The organism is Citrobacter sp. Cf072 (assembly GCF_030334485.1).
Lineage (GTDB): Bacteria > Pseudomonadota > Gammaproteobacteria > Enterobacterales > Enterobacteriaceae > Citrobacter > Citrobacter freundii.
Genome location: NZ_JAOWDX010000044.1, coordinates 293411 through 313618, shown reverse-complemented (window position 1 = coordinate 313618; position 20208 = coordinate 293411). Strand labels below are relative to the sequence as shown.

At 51.3% G+C, this 20208-nt stretch carries 20 protein-coding genes; 10 read left to right on the top strand and 10 right to left on the bottom strand.

All coding sequences use genetic code 11. From position 1 onward, the window contains the following. Positions 1–84: 84 nt before the first annotated feature. Positions 85–663: a LuxR C-terminal-related transcriptional regulator gene (locus OGX66_RS10580; RefSeq protein ID WP_003835695.1), complete on the bottom strand. Its 579-nt coding sequence runs from the start codon at positions 661–663 to the stop codon at positions 85–87. A gap of 428 nt (positions 664–1091) precedes the next feature. On the opposite strand from OGX66_RS10580, the gene OGX66_RS10575 reads away from it, so the two are divergent. Then, on the top strand, positions 1092–1262 hold the full coding sequence (locus OGX66_RS10575) for a hypothetical protein (RefSeq protein ID WP_156182975.1): 171 nt from the start codon (positions 1092–1094) through the stop codon (positions 1260–1262). A gap of 17 nt (positions 1263–1279) precedes the next feature. Here OGX66_RS10575 and OGX66_RS10570 read toward each other — a convergent pair whose 3' ends face one another. Next, positions 1280–2455 (bottom strand): coiled-coil domain-containing protein, encoded by a 1176-nt coding sequence (locus OGX66_RS10570; RefSeq protein WP_016149752.1) that lies wholly within the window; start codon positions 2453–2455, stop codon positions 1280–1282. Between the two features lie 246 nt (positions 2456–2701). Here OGX66_RS10570 and pheP point away from each other — a divergent pair, with 246 nt between their 5' ends. From pheP to OGX66_RS10545, 5 genes are all read left to right on the top strand, one after another. Then, positions 2702–4096 carry a phenylalanine transporter gene (gene pheP, locus OGX66_RS10565; RefSeq protein WP_003021979.1) on the top strand — a complete coding sequence of 465 codons (1395 nt, stop codon included), beginning with the start codon at positions 2702–2704 and terminating at the stop codon, positions 4094–4096. 179 nt (positions 4097–4275) lie between these two features. Further along, the gene (locus OGX66_RS10560) at positions 4276–5517 is read left to right on the top strand and encodes an MFS transporter (protein WP_003835691.1); all 1242 of its coding nucleotides are present in this window, start codon (positions 4276–4278) and stop codon (positions 5515–5517) included. 15 nt (positions 5518–5532) lie between these two features. After that, complete coding sequence (locus tag OGX66_RS10555) at positions 5533–6561, top strand: sugar phosphate isomerase/epimerase family protein (RefSeq protein WP_088902621.1); 1029 nt, start codon at positions 5533–5535, stop codon at positions 6559–6561. After that, complete coding sequence (locus tag OGX66_RS10550) at positions 6558–7709, top strand: Gfo/Idh/MocA family protein (protein WP_044712770.1); 1152 nt, start codon at positions 6558–6560, stop codon at positions 7707–7709. The genes OGX66_RS10555 and OGX66_RS10550 overlap by 4 nt, the downstream gene beginning before the upstream one ends. Before the next feature lie 77 nt (positions 7710–7786). Next, entirely contained in the window at positions 7787–8767 is a 981-nt protein-coding gene (locus tag OGX66_RS10545; RefSeq protein WP_003835685.1) for a LacI family DNA-binding transcriptional regulator, read from the top strand. Positions 8768–8770: 3 nt separating this feature from the next. Here OGX66_RS10545 and OGX66_RS10540 read toward each other — a convergent pair whose 3' ends face one another. The 4 genes from OGX66_RS10540 to OGX66_RS10525 all read right to left on the bottom strand — a co-directional run bounded on the left by OGX66_RS10540 (position 8771) and on the right by OGX66_RS10525 (position 11802). Next, positions 8771–10015, bottom strand: coding sequence for a mechanosensitive ion channel family protein (locus OGX66_RS10540; RefSeq protein WP_003835682.1), 1245 nt, complete (start codon positions 10013–10015; stop codon positions 8771–8773). Positions 10016–10079: 64 nt separating this feature from the next. Continuing rightward, a complete protein-coding gene (gene nfsB, locus OGX66_RS10535) occupies positions 10080–10733 on the bottom strand; it encodes an oxygen-insensitive NAD(P)H nitroreductase (protein ID WP_088902620.1) in 654 nt (217 codons plus the stop codon). Between the two features lie 119 nt (positions 10734–10852). After that, positions 10853–11221 carry an MmcQ/YjbR family DNA-binding protein gene (locus tag OGX66_RS10530; protein ID WP_088902619.1) on the bottom strand — a complete coding sequence of 123 codons (369 nt, stop codon included), beginning with the start codon at positions 11219–11221 and terminating at the stop codon, positions 10853–10855. After that, entirely contained in the window at positions 11221–11802 is a 582-nt protein-coding gene (locus OGX66_RS10525) for a TetR/AcrR family transcriptional regulator (RefSeq protein WP_003835677.1), read from the bottom strand. Before OGX66_RS10525 ends, OGX66_RS10530 begins: the two co-directional genes overlap by 1 nt. A gap of 189 nt (positions 11803–11991) precedes the next feature. On the opposite strand from OGX66_RS10525, the gene OGX66_RS10520 reads away from it, so the two are divergent. Both OGX66_RS10520 and OGX66_RS10515 read left to right on the top strand, forming a co-directional pair. Beyond that, on the top strand, positions 11992–13104 hold the full coding sequence (locus OGX66_RS10520) for an MBL fold metallo-hydrolase (RefSeq protein WP_003835671.1): 1113 nt from the start codon (positions 11992–11994) through the stop codon (positions 13102–13104). A 17-nt stretch (positions 13105–13121) separates the two neighbouring features. Continuing rightward, positions 13122–13463 (top strand): RamA family antibiotic efflux transcriptional regulator, encoded by a 342-nt coding sequence (locus OGX66_RS10515; RefSeq protein WP_003021996.1) that lies wholly within the window; start codon positions 13122–13124, stop codon positions 13461–13463. Between the two features lie 21 nt (positions 13464–13484). On the opposite strand, the gene OGX66_RS10510 is transcribed toward OGX66_RS10515, so the two are convergent. Further along, on the bottom strand, positions 13485–13733 hold the full coding sequence (locus OGX66_RS10510) for a DUF1158 domain-containing protein (protein WP_003835669.1): 249 nt from the start codon (positions 13731–13733) through the stop codon (positions 13485–13487). A gap of 67 nt (positions 13734–13800) precedes the next feature. Then, a complete protein-coding gene (locus OGX66_RS10505) occupies positions 13801–14919 on the bottom strand; it encodes a YbdK family carboxylate-amine ligase (RefSeq protein WP_088902618.1) in 1119 nt (372 codons plus the stop codon). 142 nt (positions 14920–15061) lie between these two features. Between OGX66_RS10505 and OGX66_RS10500 the strand changes: the two genes are divergently transcribed. Further along, positions 15062–15781, top strand: coding sequence for a GNAT family N-acetyltransferase (locus OGX66_RS10500; protein ID WP_003022005.1), 720 nt, complete (start codon positions 15062–15064; stop codon positions 15779–15781). Here the strand turns inward: OGX66_RS10500 and entD are convergent. Both entD and OGX66_RS10490 read right to left on the bottom strand, forming a co-directional pair. Next, positions 15756–16409 (bottom strand): enterobactin synthase subunit EntD, encoded by a 654-nt coding sequence (gene entD / locus OGX66_RS10495; protein WP_088902617.1) that lies wholly within the window; start codon positions 16407–16409, stop codon positions 15756–15758. The genes OGX66_RS10500 and entD overlap by 26 nt on opposite strands. 49 nt (positions 16410–16458) lie before the next feature. Next, positions 16459–18732 (bottom strand): TonB-dependent siderophore receptor, encoded by a 2274-nt coding sequence (locus OGX66_RS10490; RefSeq protein WP_003835658.1) that lies wholly within the window; start codon positions 18730–18732, stop codon positions 16459–16461. A gap of 253 nt (positions 18733–18985) precedes the next feature. On the opposite strand from OGX66_RS10490, the gene fes reads away from it, so the two are divergent. Beyond that, positions 18986–20203 carry an enterochelin esterase gene (fes, locus tag OGX66_RS10485; protein WP_016149760.1) on the top strand — a complete coding sequence of 406 codons (1218 nt, stop codon included), beginning with the start codon at positions 18986–18988 and terminating at the stop codon, positions 20201–20203. Positions 20204–20208 lie beyond the last annotated feature (5 nt).

The following is a 20208-nucleotide window of genomic DNA, read 5'->3' as shown; positions in this document are numbered from 1 at the left end:
TCCGTGCGATGCGGAATTAAAAAAGCGAGTCGAAAGAAAACCTCTTTAAATAATAACCGTGATAATTGTCCTTAAATAAGTCAGTTACGGCTGGCTATAGTGGGAAATGGTGTACTTGAGCCGGGTGTTATTTTTGCCGAGTTTTCTGGCAATATTGCTTTTGTACGCCCCGATGGTTTTTTCACTTTTTTGTGATGCCCCGGCGATTTGTGTCAGTGACCATCCTCGGGCAAGCATCATCATTACGTTAAATTCGTTAGCTGTAATTTTTGTGTGTAGTTCTTTGATACTTTGTTGTTTTTTGTTTTGCGTGATACGTGTGACGGTCTGTAATAGCTGATCAAGGCTGGTGTCTTGATCGAGAAATTGCATGTTCTTCCCGCAAACGGTTTGAAAAATGGCAAAGGTAGCTTCATCTGCCAAAACAATAATTTTGGTGACAGGTCGTAAAGCCATGTTGCGGATAATCCTGGCATATTTTAAAAAATCTGATTTGTCAGGATTAATGATGATGCAATCCGTTTCATAAGGGAGCATTTTGACAGCAGAAAGTGTCTGGGAGGAGTAGTACGTGATATCAATAAATAATGATGAGCCACGTAGGATTTCTCGCATGCCTAGCCAAGGGTAAATTGAGTCACCCAAAAAAATAGCTTTTGACATAACGATCTCCTTGAAATTTTGGTGCAAGCAGTCGCCTCTTTTTTTAGGTTAAAAAAGAGTTTCTTGCGACGCGTGAAATGTTAATTAAATCTCGTATAACGTTCTGTGCTGTGAACGTATCCTTATTAATTCCAGATCAAACAGAAATTCTCTGTATTAATTAGAATCATTAACTATCCTTAAAGTGGATATTACACTTTGTTAAAATTTAAGATAAATCGTTTATTTCAGCTCTGAGTAAATGATTGATAGATTTCGCTTATGGATCGGGATAATAATAAGAAGGAGGTTTGTATAAAGGCAGGGTATTCCTAGGGTTAAAGAAAGGTATTTATATGTAATGGCTTTAATTTCAATAAGATACTCATTTTTCTTCATGGGATTAATTGAGGGTAGGAGAATTCTTAATCTTGGCCAGGACGCAGGAGGTGGAAGGTCAGGAGAAGAGGGAAATATTGCCGAATTTACACCTATCGGCTAAAAATAGGATTATTCCAGATTATATTTCTACGTTAAAGCAATTTATTAGTGCTTTATCCTTTTTTGGTCTTTTTGTGCCTAATGTTGAAATCTGGCTTGCAGGTGTCATTTTGTCTTAATGCGCTAGCGATAGCGCTTAGCCCGCCAACAGCTCCTGCTCAACCTGTTGCACCTGTTGTTCCAGCGTATTGCGGATTTCCGTAAGCGCCCGTTGTTGATCGGAGAAGTAGGCCTCTTTATCTGTCACGGAGGTGGCAAGCCGCCAGGCGTTCTCCGCTTCCAGTTCGGTAATCTCTTTCAGCAGCGCGTTAATGTGTTCTCTGAGCTGTTGTATTTTGCTGCGTAAATGCTGCAAATCGTTCAATCGGTCACTCGCCATCATCGGTTCGAGGCCGCTTTGCAATTGAGTCAGTAGCGCCCGGACGGCGGCAAGATCGGCATTTTGGCGTGCCTGGTTAAGCTGCACCATCATCTGATGCGCTTTCTCTTTCAGATCATCGGCTACCACGTCCGGGTGGCAAAGACGGCTGGCCTGACGCCACAGGCGTTTTAGCTCATTACGTTCATCAGAGGAAAGCCGCTGGTCACGACTAAAACGATGCTGCGCATCCTGCTGCTGCTCCTGATATTCATCATATTCATGGCTGGCCTCTTCCTGTGCCTGACGGGTTGCGCTGTCGTCCTGGCGAGAAAAGTCGTTTTCCAACTCACGAATCTCCGCCAGCAGGGCGGTAATCAGTTCCGTTTGTTGCTGAATACGTTGGCGTGTTTCCACCGATTCGCGCGAATCTGAATTCTGGTTCATCCAGTGCTGCTTGAGCCTGGCCAGTTGATCAACAGCCTGGGAAATATAGTGCTGGCAGGATTGATAGTCTTTTTCCCGGCGTTTTCGCTCCGCTTCCTGTTTGCGCTGGGCGCTGGCGGCGAGCTGTTTACGCAGTTCGAGAATGCGGCTCATCAGCGGTCCAAGACGGAGGTGATACAGATCGTTGAAATCATCGAGGATTTGAATGCGCGTGTTGCGCTTATCGATCAGATCACGCAGCTGTGTTTCGAGCGCTTTGAGTTCCAGCTTACTGGCGGCAATGGCTGGATCCTGCCACGTAGAGACTGCCCGTTGAGATTGCAGCCAGGCCGAGATTTCACGCAGGGCATCACTAAAACGTCGTTCTTCGATCGCCTGCACAATGGTGCCAGGTACGACTGACAAAGGTTCATTTTTAAGATGCGCCACCTGCTGGAAAATAATCTCCTCATCTTCCAGTTCAATAGCGCTTTTGATGATTTCCAGTCGTTTGATGATCTTATTCATGACAGTCGTTGCCTGGCCTGACTCAAAAACGAGTGCCTGAAACACAGCTGGTTCACCCGTTTGAAAATGTTAGAAAAACAGTAAAGCGCATTCTGTGGCCTGTCATGCCTTTTCGTCCAGAATAATTCACCGTAATTATGAACAAACGCAATGCTACGGGCATAGCAGGTCCTTATTGCGCCTTGCGACAACCAGGTTGAAATGTTAAAAGAAGCCCCTTCAATAAAAACGACACAGGGGAAGGGCGTGAAAAACGCGTCAACTGCATCTGACACCAGCGTGTCTGATGCCGCGTCAACGAATGAGCCGACGCTTCAACGAGGGTTGCAAAACCGCCATATTCAGTTAATTGCACTGGGCGGTGCAATTGGTACGGGCCTGTTTTTGGGCATTGGCCCGGCTATTCAGATGGCGGGACCTGCGGTGTTATTGGGTTACGGCGTTGCCGGGATCATCGCTTTTTTGATTATGCGTCAACTGGGCGAAATGGTAGTGGAAGAGCCCGTTTCCGGATCCTTTGCCCACTTTGCCTATAAATACTGGGGACCGTTCGCGGGTTTTCTGTCCGGTTGGAACTACTGGGTGATGTTTGTGCTGGTCGGTATGGCGGAACTGACAGCGGCCGGGATCTATATGCAGTACTGGCTGCCCGATGTCCCGACCTGGATTTGGGCCGCGGCATTCTTCGTGATCATCAACGCCGTCAATCTGGTCAACGTACGTCTGTATGGCGAAACGGAATTCTGGTTCGCACTGATTAAAGTGCTGGCCATTATCGGCATGATTGGTTTTGGCGTGTGGATGCTGTTTTCCGGTAACGGCGGGGAACATGCAAGCATCGATAACCTGTGGCGTTACAACGGCTTTTTTGCTACCGGCTGGAATGGATTAATTCTGTCGCTGGCAGTGATTATGTTCTCCTTTGGCGGGCTGGAGCTTATCGGGATTACCGCCGCGGAAGCGCAGGATCCGCAGAAAAGCATTCCAAAGGCGGTAAACCAGGTGGTGTACCGTATCCTGCTGTTTTACATCGGTTCTCTGGTGGTGCTGTTGGCGCTATACCCGTGGGTGGAAGTGAAATCCAACAGCAGCCCGTTTGTGATGATTTTCCATAATCTTGATAGCAACGTGGTGGCTTCTGCGCTGAACTTTGTCATCCTGGTGGCTTCGCTGTCGGTGTATAACAGTGGCGTCTACTCTAACAGTCGTATGCTATTTGGTCTCTCGGTTCAGGGGAACGCGCCGAAGTTCTTAACCCGCGTCAGCCGTCGCGGCGTACCGGTGAATTCACTGATCCTTTCCGGTGCTATTACGTCTCTGGTGGTACTGATCAACTATGTGCTGCCGCAAAAGGCCTTTAGCCTGCTGATGGCGCTGGTGGTGGCGACGCTGCTACTGAACTGGATTATGATCTGCCTGGCACATCTGCGATTCCGGGCGGCGATGCGTCGCAAGGGACGTGACACACAGTTTAAAGCGCTGCTGTATCCAGCAGGGAACTACCTGTGTATTGCTTTCCTTGGCATGATCCTGGTGCTGATGTGTACGATGGATGAGATGCGCCTGTCAGCTATCCTGCTGCCAGTGTGGATCATTTTCTTGTTTGTGGCCTTCAAACTGCTGCGTCGTAAGTCCCGCTAAGTTTCTACCTATCTTGTTGCTACCGATCCCATCGTCAGGATGGGATCGGATCCTCCCTCAACGTTTATCGTGACCGTTCTCGCAATTTTGCTTTTGCTGACAGGATCTTTATTTTGTAATCGATTACTTTTCTATTGAATCTATTTTGTAATCGATTACTTTTTAAGGGTGGGGCAAAAATGGTGTCAACAACCGAAAGTAGTGGAAAACAGAGCGTACAGTACCGGCTGCTGGTGCCCCGGCTGTCGCTAATGATGTTCTTACAGTTCTTTATCTGGGGAAGTTGGTCCGTCACGCTGGGGCTGGTGATGAGCCAGCACAACATGTCACTGTTGATTGGGGATGCGTTTTCAGCCGGGCCCATTGCTTCTATTCTGTCGCCGTTCGTCTTAGGGATGCTGGTAGATCGCTTCTTTGCCTCGCAAAAGGTGATGGCAGTGATGCACCTTGCTGGTGCGGCAATCCTGTGGTTTGTTCCGCAGGCATTGGTGGCGCAAAACGGCGCGCTGTTGATTGGTCTGCTGTTTGGCTACACGTTGTGCTATATGCCAACTCTGGCGCTTACTAACAACATTGCTTTTCATAGCCTGTCGGATAAGGACAAAACCTTCCCGGTGGTGCGGGTGTTTGGCACCATTGGCTGGATTGTTGCGGGGATCTTTATCGGTGTAACCGGAATTTCAGACACCACCGGCATCTTTACGCTGGCGGCGATTATCTCTGTGATTCTGGCACTCTACAGCCTGACGCTGCCCAACACACCAGCACCGGCGAAAGGACTGCCGGTAAAAGTTCGCGATCTGTTTTGTGCGGATGCTTTCGCCTTACTCAAGGTTCGTCACTTTTTTGTTTTCTCACTCTGCGCGACGCTCATCTCTGTGCCGTTGGGAACCTATTACGCATATACCGCGTCGTTTCTTGCTGATGCGGGCGTTGGCGACGTCAGTACGGCGATGTCATTTGGTCAGATGTCTGAAATTTTCTTCATGCTGGTAATCCCTTTCCTGTTCAGACGCCTGGGCGTGAAATACATGCTGTTAATCGGGATGTGCGCCTGGTTCGTGCGTTATGCCTTCTTTGCCCTCGGCATCAGCGAAGAGGGCAGATTCCTGCTGTATCTCGGCATTCTGCTGCACGGCGTGTGTTACGACTTCTTCTTCGTGGTCGGCTTTATTTACACCGATCGTATCGCCGGGGAAAAAGTAAAAGGTCAGGCGCAAAGCATGATCGTCATGTTTACCTATGGGATCGGGATGCTGCTGGGCTCGCAAATTTCAGGCGCACTTTACAACCGGCTGGTGGCGGGGCAAACCGTGCCTCAGGCATGGACCACATTCTGGTGGATCCCGGCAGTAGCTGCCGCAGTCATTGCCGTGATTTTCCTTTTCTCTTTCAAGTATGACGATAAAGAGCAGGCGTAATTTTTAGGAGGGGTTATGAAAACCATCAAAGGGCCTGGCATTTTTCTGGCGCAATTTATCGGGGAACGCCCGCCATTTAACACCCTGGAAGGCGTGGCAAAATGGGCAGCGGAGCTGGGCTATAAGGCATTACAAATCCCGTGTAATCACAAGTCGCTGTTTGATGTCGAACAAGCTGCTGTAAGTCAGGCCTATTGTGATGATATTCGCGGGATGCTGGCCGGGCATGGGTTAGTGATTAGCGAATTATCGACCCATCTTGAAGGTCAACTGGTTGCAGTCCATCCGGCTTATGATTACGCTTTTGACGGATTTGCTCCGCCATCTGTACGCGCTAATCCGCAGGCCAGACAGGCGTGGGCCATCGAAACCTTACACCAGGCCGCTGCGGCTTCGCAAAGACTGGGGCTGACTGCGCATGCCACGTTTTCAGGTTCGCTCGCCTGGCCTTTCTTTTATCCATGGCCACCGCATAATCGTCAGCGTTTTGAAGAGGCCTTTCTGGAGCTGGCGCGGCGCTGGAGACCGATTCTCGATCGCTTTGATCATCATGGGGTGGATGTTTGCTTTGAGATCCATCCCGGCGAAGATCTGCACGATGGCGTGACGTTTGAGCGTTTTCTGGCGCTGGTTGATAATCATCCTCGCTGCAACATTCTCTATGATCCTAGCCATCTGTTATTGCAGCAGATGAATTATCTTGGATTTATCGATGTTTACCATTCCCGCATTAAAGCGTTTCACGTCAAGGACGCTGAGTACCACGCCAGTAGCCGTAGCGGTGCCTATGGCGGTTACCAGCCGTGGCTCGATCGTGCCGGGCGTTTCCGTTCCCTGGGGGACGGGCAGGTCGATTTCAAAACGATCTTCAGCAAGCTCACACAATATGATTTCCCTGGCTGGGCGGTGCTGGAATGGGAGTGTTGCCTGAAAGACGCGCAAACCGGGGCGCGTGAGGGGAGTGATTTTATACGCCGCCATATTATTCCGGTTTCTGCACGCGCATTTGATGATTTCGCCGCTGGCGATGAGGTACGCAAATGATACAGGTTGGCATTATTGGTAGCGGATTTATTGGACCTGCACATATTGAGGCATTGCGTCGACTCGGCGGTGTGAACGTGGTGGCGCTCTGTGATAGCTCGCTGGCGGTTGCCCAGGAACGTGCAGATGCTCTTCATATTCCTCATGCGTATGGCAGCGTTGAGGCGCTGCTGGCGCATCCCGGACTGCAGGTAGTGCATAACTGTACGCCGAATTATCTGCATGCCGACATCAATCGGCAGATTTTACGCGCGGGCCTGCATGTGTTTTCAGAAAAGCCGCTGTGTATGACGCCGGATGAGGCTCGTGAACTGGAAAGGCTGGCACAGCAGGTGGGAGTGGTGCACGGCGTGAGCTTTGTCTATCGTCAGTTTGCAATGGTGCAGCAGGCGGCCAGTATGGTCAGAAGCGGCAGCGTAGGCCGTCTGTTTGCCGTTCAGGGGAGCTATTTGCAGGACTGGATGCTGCTGGAGACTGACTACAACTGGCGGGTCGATGCTGTACAGGGCGGCAATTCGCGGGCGATAGCGGATATCGGTTCACACTGGTGTGACACGGTGCAATTCGTGACTGGAAAACGTATTGTCGAGGTGATGGCAGATTTGGCTATCGTCTGGCCGGTACGTAAAGCCAGCATTGCCAGTAACGCTACGTTTGGTCAGCAAATGGCTGATGTGCAATTTGAGGATAAAGCGGTTACGACGGAAGATCGTGGATCGGTGCTGGTACGTTTTGATGATGGCAGCAAAGGCTGCTTTAGCGTTTCGCAGGTGAGTGCAGGGCGCAAGAATCACCTGAGCTTTGAAATTAACGGTAGCCAGTGTTCACTGCACTGGGATCAGGAAACGCCGCAACAGCTTTGGGTTGGGCACCGTCAGCAGGCGAACCAGATCCTGACGGATGACCCTGGATTGATGAATGCGGATGTTGCTGCCAGTGCGCACTTTCCTGGCGGGCATATTGAGGGCTGGCCGGATGCGTTCAAGAATATGATGCAGCAGTTTTATCAGGCGGTGTCGGCAGGCAAAATGCCCGCGACGGCGGAGCGTCGATTTGCGTCATTTTCTGATGGCGCGGATGTGATGTATATCATTGATGCAATTATAAAAAGCCATCAGCAGCAGCGTTGGATATCAGTACAGCGCTAAACACGCATCCGGTTCGCCAGGCGGCGATTTTATGGTAGCCTCAACGCAAAGCGTAAACCGCAGGATGTGTCGTCGTTATGTCTATTCAAAAAATCGCTCAGCTTGCCGGTGTGTCAGTGGCGACGGTATCGCGTGTGCTGAATCACAGCGATACCGTCAAAGCCAAAAATCGCGAGCGCGTGCTACAGGCTATTAAAGAAAGCAATTATCAGCCCAACCTGCTGGCGCGTCAGTTGCGTACGGCACGTAGTTCGATGATTCTGGTAATGGTTTCCAACATTGCCAACCCTTTTTGTGCAGAGGTTGTTAAAGGTATTGAAGAGGAGGCGGAGAAGAATGGCTATCGCATTTTGCTGTGTAATTCCGGCTCGGATACAGCCCGCTCAAAATCGGCGTTGAAGTTGCTGTCGGGGAAAATCGTCGATGGCATTATCACCATGGATGCATTCTCAAAATTACCGGAACTGACTACGCTGATTGGCGACGCGCCCTGGGTTCAGTGTGCGGAATACGCTGATAAAGGTGCGGTTTCCTGCGTCGGGATTAACGATGTTGACGCTGCACAGTCGGTAATATCTCACCTGGTGGAAAAGGGCTACCAACGCATTGCCTTAATCAACCATGATCTAAGTTATAAATACGCCCGGTTACGCGAACGCGGCTATAAAGCGGCGCTACATGCGCTGTCGCTTGAATATCAGGCCGTGGAATACGCCAGTGAATTAAGTTCCAGCGCAGGAATTGCGGCGATGAAAACATTCCTTGCCGCAGAGGTGAAACCCGACGCGGTGTTTGCCGTATCGGACACGTTAGCCGCTGGTGCGATGCGAGCTATTTTCGATGCCGGATTACAGATCCCGCAGGATATCGCCGTCGTTGGATTCGACGGTACGGAACTGGCAGAAATGGTTTCCCCTCAGCTTTCGACCATTGAGCAGCCCTCGCGGGATATAGGCCGCAAAGCGGTAGGATTGCTGCTGAATAAAATAGAAAATCCTGACGCGCAGACGGAAAGGGTGATGATGGACTGGCGCTATATTTCACGCGCCAGTACCTGAGCGTTATCGCTGAAATGCGCCAGACAGTGCGCGAATATCGTTTCCGGTAGGCGACTGATGAATGCGCAGGCCAAACTCTTCGACCACGGCAAAGATATGGTCGAAGATATCAGCCTGAATACTTTCATATTCCAGCCAGACCACCGTATTGGTAAAAGCATAAATTTCGATTGGTAATCCGTGATCGTCTGGCGCAAGCTGGCGCACCATTAACGTCATATCTTTGCGAATACGCGGGTGATGACGCAAATATTCGTTCAGATAAGCGCGGAAGGTGCCAATATTGGTCATTTGACGGTGATTCAATACCGATTCAGGCGCATCTAATTGCTGATTCCACGCGTCGATTTCCTGGTGACGCGTGGTCAAATACGGTTTCAGCAGGTGCGCTTTATGCAGTCGCTGACGCTCATCCTCATCAAGAAAATGGATGCTGGTGGCATCAATGCTGATGCTGCGTTTAATTCTCCGACCGCCTGAAGCCGACATTCCGCTCCAGTTTTTAAAAGAGTCTGATACCAGTGACCAGGTGGGGATCGTGGTGATGGTGTTATCCCAGTTGCGCACTTTGACGGTGGTTAAACCAATATCGATAACAGCACCGTCTGCACCGTATTTCGGCATTTCCAGCCAGTCGCCAAGCTTAAGCATGTCGTTGGCCGAGAGCTGTATTCCGGCCACCAGACCGAGTATCGGGTCTTTAAATACCAGCATTAGCACGGCTGCCATGGCACCCAGGCCGCTTATCAGTATTGCCGGCGATTGACCTATCAGCAGGGAAATCATCAGGATCCCGACCAGGATGGCGGCGATCAGTTTGATACCCTGAAATATACCTTTTAAGGGTAATTGGGATGCGGCTGGGAGCTTTTGTGACAGGTTAAGAATAACGTCCAGCAGAGAAAACAGGGACAGCAGGGCGTACATCATGATCCACAGCTGTGCGCAAGTCACTAATATATCGGCCGCTTCACTGCCTTTTTGTAGCCAGAGTGTGGCCTGTATATTGACGATGATACCTTGCAGCGTAAACGCCAGGCGGTGGAATAATTTGTTCTGCGTGATAATTTGCAACCACAGACGGGAACTGGTGCTGGCGCGTTTTTCAAATGCGCGTAATACCACCCAGTGCAAAATAACGTGAACAATAATGGCGGTGATAAAAATAATGCCAAAAATCATCACCAGCGAAGTGGTGTGATTTATTTCAATGCCGAGTTCTTCTACCTGAGATATCAATTCCTGCATAACGTCTCCTTAATAAACAGCGGTCTATGATGACCGCTGTGTGGAGCTTATGCAAATGCGGGGATTAGACTTCTGTCAGCGTTGTTTTCAGCGGCAGGCGGGATTTCGGCAGCGCGGCGTTGAAATCTTCTACGCTGTGATGACCCACCGGGACCACCACTACGCTGGTGAAACCTTTTTCTTTCAGACCAAACTCTGCATCCATCACCGCCGCATCAAAGCCTTCGATCGGCACTGCATCCAGACCCATTGCTGCAACGCCCAGCAGGAAGTTACCAACGTTCAGGTACACCTGTTTTGCCATCCAGTGGTTGTCATCTTTCAGTTCTTTGCGATGCATATCAGCAAAGAAGGTACGACCTTTGTGGTTTGCAGCTTTAGCTTCAGGGGTGGCGAAGCGGCCATCGCTCTCTTCCTGATCCACCACGCGCTCCAGCCACGCGTCGTCCATCGCCGTTTTGGCGCAGAACACTACTACGTGGGAAGCATCCAGCATTTTACGTTCGTTGAACACAAAGCCGCCGGCTGCGGATTTGGCCACACGCGCTTTACCTTCATCAGTACTGGCAACGATAAAATGCCATGGCTGAGAGTTGGTGCTGGATGGGCTAAACTGCAGCAGCGTTTTTAATTTTTCGGCCTGCTCAGCGGTCAGTTTTTTAGTCGGATCGAATGCCTTAGTGGAGTAACGTTTTAAGGCGACAGAAACAATATCCATAACTACTCCTGGTGGTTTTTTATACCCTGCGGGTACGTTTTGTTTCAGCAGGGTACAGGGTTAGCAGGAAAAAGATAAGACAGGAAAATGCAAAAACACTTATCGGGGTTAACGATAAATCAGTCTGGACGCAGGCGTTTTTGATCCCGCTTCGGCAAGCCGTCAACGACGCGGTGCCAGGAATCATTCACCAGCTCTGCCAGTAATGACTCGGTAATGTCGTCGCCCGGATAGACCGAGATCCAGTGCTTTTTATTCATGTGATAGCCGGGTTCAATGCTGGGGTAAATCTGCTGGTTTAACAGTGATTTTTGCGGGTCTGATTTCAGGTTAACCAGCGGGCGTCCGCGTAGCTCTGAGACCAGCATAAAAATTTTTCCGCCAACCTTGAATACATCGTATTCCGGGCCGAATGGCCAGCAGTGTTCGGTAAAAGGCAGTTCGAGCGCAAGGCGTTTCGCACAGGTATGCAGTGTCTGGCCGTCCATTATTGTTCCTCGCGGGTTAGTGCGCGCCACATCGCTTCAAATCCCATCGATATGTATTCCTTGGCCCGGGCAGAGTCGCGGGCTGCGAACTCCATGGTGGTTTCCGCCAAAGAGAGAAAAAGGCCATCGCCGAATGCGCGATATTCGTCAGACATAAACTCAGGTCGCACGGAGCGATGACAAAGATCGCGCAGTTCCGGGAACATATCGTCGGCCTGCTGTTCTGTTTCTTTGCTGATTTTCTCGCTAACGGCTAACTGGCGAATCGTGCGATGCCCACAGGTATGGTTCAGGCCCCAGCTAATGTAGCTGTTCCAGATATAGTGAGTCATGGTTTTGGCATCGGTCACTGAGCGATCCAGATTTGCCATCATCGACTGACAGAGATCGTGCTTTAAAAAGAGGTAAAGCTCGTTGATTAAATCATCTTTGGTCGCGAAATAGCGAAACAACGTTCCCTCCGCAACACCTGCATTGCGGGCAATTACGGCGGTAGACGCCGCAATACCTGATTGTGCAAATGCTGTGGTTGCAGCTTCCAGTAATGCCAATTTTTTGTCTTCACTCTTCGGACGAGCCACTACACTTTACCCTTAAGTTGTAAAAAGCATGATTGAATCACGGCCTTTGCAGCACCGCAACGGTGAATGTCAAAGATTGAAAATCATCTTGACGGCGAACTTTCGATTTCTATAATGAGTGCTTACTCACTCATAATCAAGAGTCAGTCACGCAAACCAGCGGAAAGGGGGCGTGTTTAAGGTCAGGATATGAAGCGTCTCACAGTTTGTGTGGTTGTTATTATGCTCATTGGCGCAGCTGCAAGTTTACCGTTTTTACTCAATGCCGGGTTTGGTCAGGCACCGAAAGGGGCACAGCTGAGTCAGGTTGAACAGTCACCGCACTATCGTGATGGACAGTTTCATAACCAGGTACCAACACCGGGCTATACCGGCAACAAAAGTATGCTGGCTGCCTGGTGGGAGTTTTTGGTCGCTAAGCGCGAAAATGCGCGGCCAGCACATCCGTTGCCATTGGTGGCGACCGATCTCGCCGGGTTATCTCCAGAGCAGGACACGCTTGTCTGGCTGGGTCACTCTTCGTGGTATTTGCAGCTGGCGGGTCAACGTATCCTGATCGATCCCGTGTTTAGCAACTATGCCGCACCGCTTTCATTCCTGAACAAAGCCTTTGCCGGTGATTATCCGTGGTCCGCACAGACGATGCCGGAGATCGATCTGCTCATTATCTCGCACGATCACTATGACCATCTGGATCTCGCCACGATCAAGGCGTTAATGCCGAAAATTAAGCGGGTGATTACGCCGCTTGGCGTAGGGTCACATCTGCGTTATTGGGGAATGCGCGGCGAGATAATCGACGAGATGGACTGGAATCAATCCATCAGAGTAACGGATTCGCTGATCGTTCATGCGTTGCCAGCCCGTCATTTTTCGGGGAGAGGCATCAAGCGCAATCAGACGCTATGGGCGAGTTTCATGTTTGAAACGCCGGAGCAGAACGTTTATTACAGCGGCGATTCCGGCTATGGACCGCATTTTAAAGCCATCGGCGAGCAGTTTGGCTCGGTTGATTTGGCGATTATGGAGAACGGCCAGTATGACCATGACTGGAAGTTTATTCACATGATGCCGGAAGAGACGGCACAGGCTGCGGTCGATCTGCATGCGAAAGCCGTTCTACCAGGGCATGCAGGTCGTTTCGTTCTGGCGAAACATACCTGGGATGATCCTTACAAACGACTGGCGCTTGCCAGCCGTCGTTACGATTACCGATTGCTGACGCCAATGCTGGGTGAACCGGTAATACTGTCCGCACCGGACCAACTGTTTACGGCCTGGTGGCAACAGGTGACTCAATGAATACAGGGGAGAGCATGATGACGATTTCTGCTCAGGTAATTGATACGATTGTTGAATGGATTGATGATAATTTGAATCAACCATTGCGCATTGATGATATTGCACGCCATGCGGGATATTCAAAATGGCACCTGCAGCGTCTTTTTATGCAGTATAAAGGCGAAAGCCTCGGGCGTTACATTCGGGAACGCAAGCTGCTACTGGCCGCGCGCGATCTACGCGATACCGACCAGAAAGTGTACGACATCTGTTTGAAATACGGATTCGATTCGCAGCAGACCTTTACGCGTATTTTCACCCGTACGTTCAGCCAGCCGCCGGGCGCTTATCGCAAAGAAAATCATAGCCGAACGCATTAACAGCTAAGGGTTCTCGCGGGTCTAATCCGCCAGCGAGAACCAGCGCCGCCATATGAAGCGCAAAACGAAATACTCAATCACTCCCAGCAGTAAAAACCATAGACAAAACAGCAAAGTATAAAACTGGTTGAGATCCATCAAATGAAAGGTGGCCACGAATTTTTGCGCCAGTACCAGGCCAACTGAGGGGGCGGGCAGCAGCAGACAGGACAAAAATGCCAGCAACAGGATCCCGGCGGCGGTCATCAGTGATTCAAGCGGGTGTTTCATGGTATTGTTAAACTTGAGTTAAAAAGCCATTGTCCGGGATCTCTGTGGGCAACGCAAATTCCCACGCTCAAAGCCCGGCCCAAATCTCACAATGTTTTTTCACCAGACCACTCAGCGACCCGCCTTCGGCGACGAAGTCACGCATGTTTTGCGCCTCGTCATGACCATGCTTAACCTGCAGATGCAAGGCTTCAATCGCGCTGGCCGCGCCCACTTTATCCGCAGAGACCGCAACATTCTCCAGTAGTCGCAATGTGTCATCTGACAAGCGGCAACCGTCGCCGGTATTGACGTCGGTGATGATTCCCACCATACCAAAGCGACAGGCCTGAAAACGATTGAATTTATACAACAGGTAATCACGCTCCTGGTGCTTGAACGGACGTTTGGTGAGTAACCAGTGGGCGGTAGCCTGAATAAGCCCTGCCATATTGACCGCATGATCAAGGGTCAGCGGCGTATCCATTACCCGAACCTCTACCGTGCCAAAGTGCGGGCTGGGACGGATATCCCAGTGTAAATCTTTAATACTATCAATCATGCTGGTGTAAGCCAGTCGACGGAATAGCCCCTCGAATTCCTGCCAGTTATTCACCCATGGCATCGGGCCATTATCGGGAAATCCGGAGAATATATTCAGTCGCGCGCAGGCAAACCGCGTGTCGGACGTCTGCATATAAGGTGAAGCGGCAGAGAGCGCAATAAAATGCGGAACAAATAGCGACAGGCCATGCAGAAGGTATATGGCATCGTCGCCGTTTGCGCAGCCGATATGCACATGCTGACCGAATACCGTCGCCTGCTGAATGAGATAACCGAAATTTTCCAGGTTACGCCGATAGCGTTCATCATCGCAGACTTCCTGACGTTGCCATTTTTGAAATGGATGCGTACCCCCGCCACAAATGGCGAGGTGCTGCTCTGCAGCAACCCGCGTGATTATCTGCTGCATAGCGGATAATTCAGCACTCGCCTGGTCGATATTACGACAAACTCCGGTCGCCATCTCCAGCATACTTTCCGTGATATCGTGCTTGACTTCTCCGGCGGTAAGCAGCGGCTTTACGGCGTCAATCAGCCGGGAAGAATCCTGGCTCAGGTCGTAGCCTGGAGGATTGACCACCTGCATTTCCAGTTCAATGCCTAACGTGAAAGGGTCAGAAACATGAAAATCGGGAAGTGGCATAAGACTCTCTTCAGCGTTGATTTTTAATCAGTATAGAAGGGCGGCTGATTTTCTGTTCGTTGTCAGATATTCCCTGGTGACGCTTTGAAGGTGAAATAGCTGGTGTTATAACTATTTTTTACTTCGCAACAGGGGTTGAATCGTGCCGGAAATAAATCTTTATGGGCAGACCGTCGGCGATGTTGTGCCGGACTGGAATGGCGCTGCCGTACTGCCACGGGAAACGCTTGTCGGTCAATATTGTCGACTGGTTCCTCTGGATGCAGACAGCCATGCCGCCGATCTGTTTGATGCTTACGCGCAGGCACCGGACGATCGCGACTGGACCTGGCTTGCAAGCTCTCGCCCCACAAGCGTTGAGGCTGCAGCTTGTTGGGTTGAGGGGAAATCCACTGATGCCTCTTTGGTTCCCTATGCCGTCATTGATCAGCGTTTCGGACGTGCCGTCGGACTGGTGTGTTTTATGGCGATCGAACGAGAGCACGGTTCGGTCGAAATTGGTCATGTGACCTGGTCACCGCGCATGAAAAATACGGTACTTGGCACCGAAAGCATCTGGCTGCTGCTGCGCCAGGCGTTTGCGTTGGGTTATCGTCGCGTGGAGTGGAAATGCGATTCTTTGAACACCGCTTCTCGACGGGCAGCGGAGCGCCTTGGGTTTATCTTCGAAGGACGCTTTCGCCAGAAGATTGTGCGCAAGGGTCGCAATCGCGACAGCGACTGGTTATCGATGATTGACGGCGAATGGCCCCAGTGTGACGCCGTGTTACAGCGCTGGCTGGCAGCGGAGAACTTTGATGAACATGGGCGGCAACGCCGGTCAATGGCTGACTTTGTTACAAAGTCGCTTCACACAGAGTAATGATGTTTTCATCATGCTGAAACCAGCGAACATTAACTTCCTGTCCGGTGAGGTTTTGCGAAAATGACGGGGTGATTTGCACCGTTAAGTGTGTCGCTGTGAGTGCAACTATTTTGGCGCTGGCAAAACCCGGCAGCTCTGATGCCTGCGCGGAAAATGTTTTATACACGCTCTCTTTGGCGGAAAACGCCAAGGTTAAGGCGAGCTGAAAGGGCAAAGGACTGAGCTGTAAAATTCGTTGTTCGCTGTTGTCGATAATACCGCCAGTCAGCTCAACTGCGGTTTGCCGCGTAAAAATAGCTTCTATATCCAGTCCGACGGGATGCGTCGATACCACCGCCAGCGCAGTTGACGTACTGTGGCTGATGCTGCCAAACAACTTTTGTGGCCACAGCGGTTGTCGCTGCCCGCCGATGCCAGGCACAGTTTTGATACCGTATTCACGTAATGCATGTACTGCGGCAATACGCCCCGCTAAGTGCTCAGCTTTACGCTTACGCCCACAGGATTGAAGCTGAGTATGGTGGGGGAGCCAGAACAGGTCTTGCTCTTGGAAGGTGTCGGGATCGAACTCGACAATGTGCAGCGTGTGGTCTGCGAAAGTGAGCGTTGTGTGCGTTGTGTGCATCGTCGTTATTGTTTCCCTCTCCCCGTAGCGAGGAGAGGGAGAAACGTTATCAGAAGTGCGTATTAACGCTCATGAACCACGTCCGGCCCGGTTCGTTATAGGTGTGCGCGCCAGCGCCCGCCATATAGTTCCCGGTTACAATATCGCCCGTGGTCTGGGCATTGCCTTCACGCCACAGACGTTTGTCGAAGACGTTATCCACGCCGCCAGTCAGGCTGACATTTTTCGTCACGTCCCAGGTCGCGCTCAGGCCGACGATGCTGTACGGGCTGACTTCACTCGCCGAACTACCGGTTACCGGTTTACCCTGGTAATCGTATTTCTTCGGCTGCTGTTTACCGTACCAGGTGAAGGTTGACTGCAGCGATAAATCTTCACGCGCTTGCCAGCTCAGCGTTGAGTTCAGCGTGTATTCAGGAATAATCGACAAGCGCTCGCCGGTCTCTTTATTCTTACTTTGCAGCATGTAGGTAATGTTGTTGGTCCAGTTAACGGTTTCGCTAACCGGTACGTTCAACGTACCTTCCAGACCCTCAACCACTGCTTTAGGAATGTTTTCCCACTGATAGATATCAGTGTAAGTCGTCTTCCCTTTGCTGGTGATAGACGTTCTGTCGAACGGTACCGTACCCGCTTCAATCTTGTTGCGGTAATCGTTACGGAACCAGGTTACCCCGGCCAGCCAGCCGTCACGTTTGAACTCAAGACCAATCTCTTTGTTGATACTGGTTTCGGCCTTCAGGTCATCGTTGCCCATCATGTAGCAACCAATGCCCGTCGCGGAACCGGTGGCGTAGCAACCCTGGCCTTTGCTGTACAGAATGTAGTTCGGGTTGAGCTGGTACAGGCTTGGTGCTTTATAGGCTCGCGCAATCCCCATCTTCAGCGTGAAGTCATCACCCAGACCCTGGGACAGGTTCAGAGATGGGCTCCAGTTGTCGCCAACGATGCTGTGGTGGTCGAAACGCAGACCCGGCGTCAACATGGTGCTGTCGGTCAGTTCCATGTTGTTTTCAGCAAACAGAGAGAAAATCTCTGCGTCTGAGTATGGGCTACGGTTGGTACTGCTCGAACCTGGAATATCACCGCCCATAAAGGTCTGTGAATTGGACAACATGTCCTTCATGCGTTGCTGGTTCCATTCGGTACCAAGCGTCAGGTTTTGGTTGACCAGCAGATCTAACGGAATGCTGACTTCACTGTGCAGCATGACGTCACTCAGGTCGGCGTCGAGATATTTTTGTGACGCATTCGGGTCGAAGATACCCTCAGTACCGCCCGCCAGACCTTCAGGCGTACGGGAGTTACGTGTATGTTCGTACTGTACCCAGTTGCTGGTGGTGACGCCGTTATCCCAGCCGCCATTCCAGGTCAGAGAATAGTTCTGACGGTAAAGACGGTTGGTCTCTTTCCCGTAGTTATCTTTCACCAGTTGGTTGGTGTTAGTGTTTTGAGTGTCGCCCGCATACAGGTTGCCCTGACGGCTATAACCGGCTTCCAGTTCCAGTGACTGGAGTGGGGCGAAATCCCAGCGAACCACACCGTTAATGTCTTTGTTGATCACCCCTTCACGACCGGCTGGTAAGGTATTTGAATATGTGCCGGTACGTTCTGACTGATGACCCTGGTTGATGTCCCATGCGTCGGCCTGGGTTTTATCGAGATTACCGTACAGGCGGAAGCTGAAATCCCCACCCATTGGACCATTCAGGCTAAAGTTGGTGCGCTTGGTCGATCCTTCGTCTTTGTGTTCCGGGGCGTTGAAATAGGTATCCCAGGAACCGTGCCATTCATTGCTGCCTTTTTTGGTGATGATATTCACCACGCCGCCAGCTGCGCCATTGCCATAGCGTGCCGCGGCAGGACCGCGCAGCACTTCAATACGCTCAATCATTTCCGGTGGAACCCAGGCGGTATCGCCGCGGGTATCACGCTCGCCGCGCCAGCCCTGGCGTACGGAGTTACGGCTGGTAACCGGTTTACCGTCGATCAAAATCAGGGTGTTTTCTGGCCCCATGCCGCGAATATCGATCTGGCGGTTGTTGCCGCGCTGACCGCTGGTTGAGTTACCGGTCAGGTTAACGCCAGGCATGGTACGGATGATTTCCGACACATCGCGAGCGGGAGGGTTCTTACGAATTTCATCAGCGGTAATGGTTGAAACGCCCGGCGCCTGTAGGTTCTGCTGGGCGGCGGTAACGACGATGGTGTCTTCATGAGAGACAGCTACGCTATCGGTTTGATCTTCCGCCATTGCTGGCAGGGCTACCCCGTAAATCCCTAAATTGACCAATAAGGCCAGTGAATGAATCTTGTTGTTCATTGTATGTCCTGCTGTTCTTTTAGCCACGAGTACCAATGTGCCTCGGTGTGGCATTTGGTCTGATGTCGCCCGCATCTGCGTAAACTATCCATTCCAGAAAAAGTACGCAGCGCCAGGTCGGTTTATAAGTGGTGAAAAACTGTGCGCGCTTCCCACAGCGCGACAATACGCTATTGCAAATGCAAATAGTTATCAATAATATTATCAATATATTTCACGCTAGATCATAAAATTTCACAATAAACATGGGGTTATGGCGGTGACGACGTTAAAGATGGGAAGCGAGGCGTGGTGGCAGTCAAAAAAAGGCCCGGAGTGGGAGCGTGAAGACAACGGAAATTATCGGGTAACCTTCTGGTGGCGTGACCCGCAGGGAACGGAGAAAGAGTCAGCCATTCATCGCGTGTGGGTCTATATCACTGGCGTCACCGATCATCATCAAAACGCTACCCCTCAGTCGATGCAACGCATTGATGGAACAAATGTTTGGTGCTGGCGTGTTTCTCTCAGCGCCAACTGGCGCGGCAGCTACTGTTTTATCCCGACAACACGAAACGATATCTTTTCCTCGCTGGCGGTGGGCGCAGCGCCTGACCGAAGCGTACTGCGTGAAGGCTGGCGGCAATTGCTGCCGCAGGCCATTGCCGATCCCCTTAATCCGCAGAGCTGGCAGGGCGGTCGCGGTCATGCGGTGTCTGCGCTGGAAATGCCGGAGGCGCCCGTACAGCCCGGATGGGATCGACCTGAAAACCCCGATTCACCCGCAGTTTGCCTGCAATGGCGTAGCGCCAGGCTCGGTAATACGCGTCGCGTATGGGTATTTACCACCGGAGAGGCCCAAGCGGAATCTCGTCCGCTGGCTATCCTGCTGGATGGGCAGTTTTGGGCACAGAGTATGCCGGTCTGGCCTGCGCTAACTTCACTTACGCATCGTGGACACCTTCCTCCTGCCGTTTATCTCCTGATTGATGCCATCGACACGGCTCACCGTAGCCGCGAACTGCCGTGTAACGCGGATTTTTGGTTGGCGGTACAAGAGGAGCTGTTGCCGCTGGTGAAGACGACGACCGCATTCAGTGACGATCCGCAGCGTACTGTGGTCGCCGGGCAAAGTTTTGGCGGGTTGTCATCGCTGTATGCCGGGCTGAACTGGCCCGCGCGCTTTGGCTGTGTTCTTAGCCAGTCGGGCTCTTACTGGTGGCCGCATCGTGGTGGTGGTCAGGACGGAGCGATCGTCGAGCAACTGAAGACCGGGACCATCAGCGCTCAGGGACTGCGTATTGTCCTGGAAGCGGGGATCCGCGAGCCCATTATTTATCGCGCTAATCAGGCGTTATATGCCCAGTTACCTTCTGCACCACAGTCTATTTTCTGGCGTCAGGTTGATGGTGGACACGATGCGCTTTGTTGGCGCGGCGGTCTGATGCAAGGGCTAATGACGCTCTGGCAACCGCTTACCGACACGATTTAACCGGA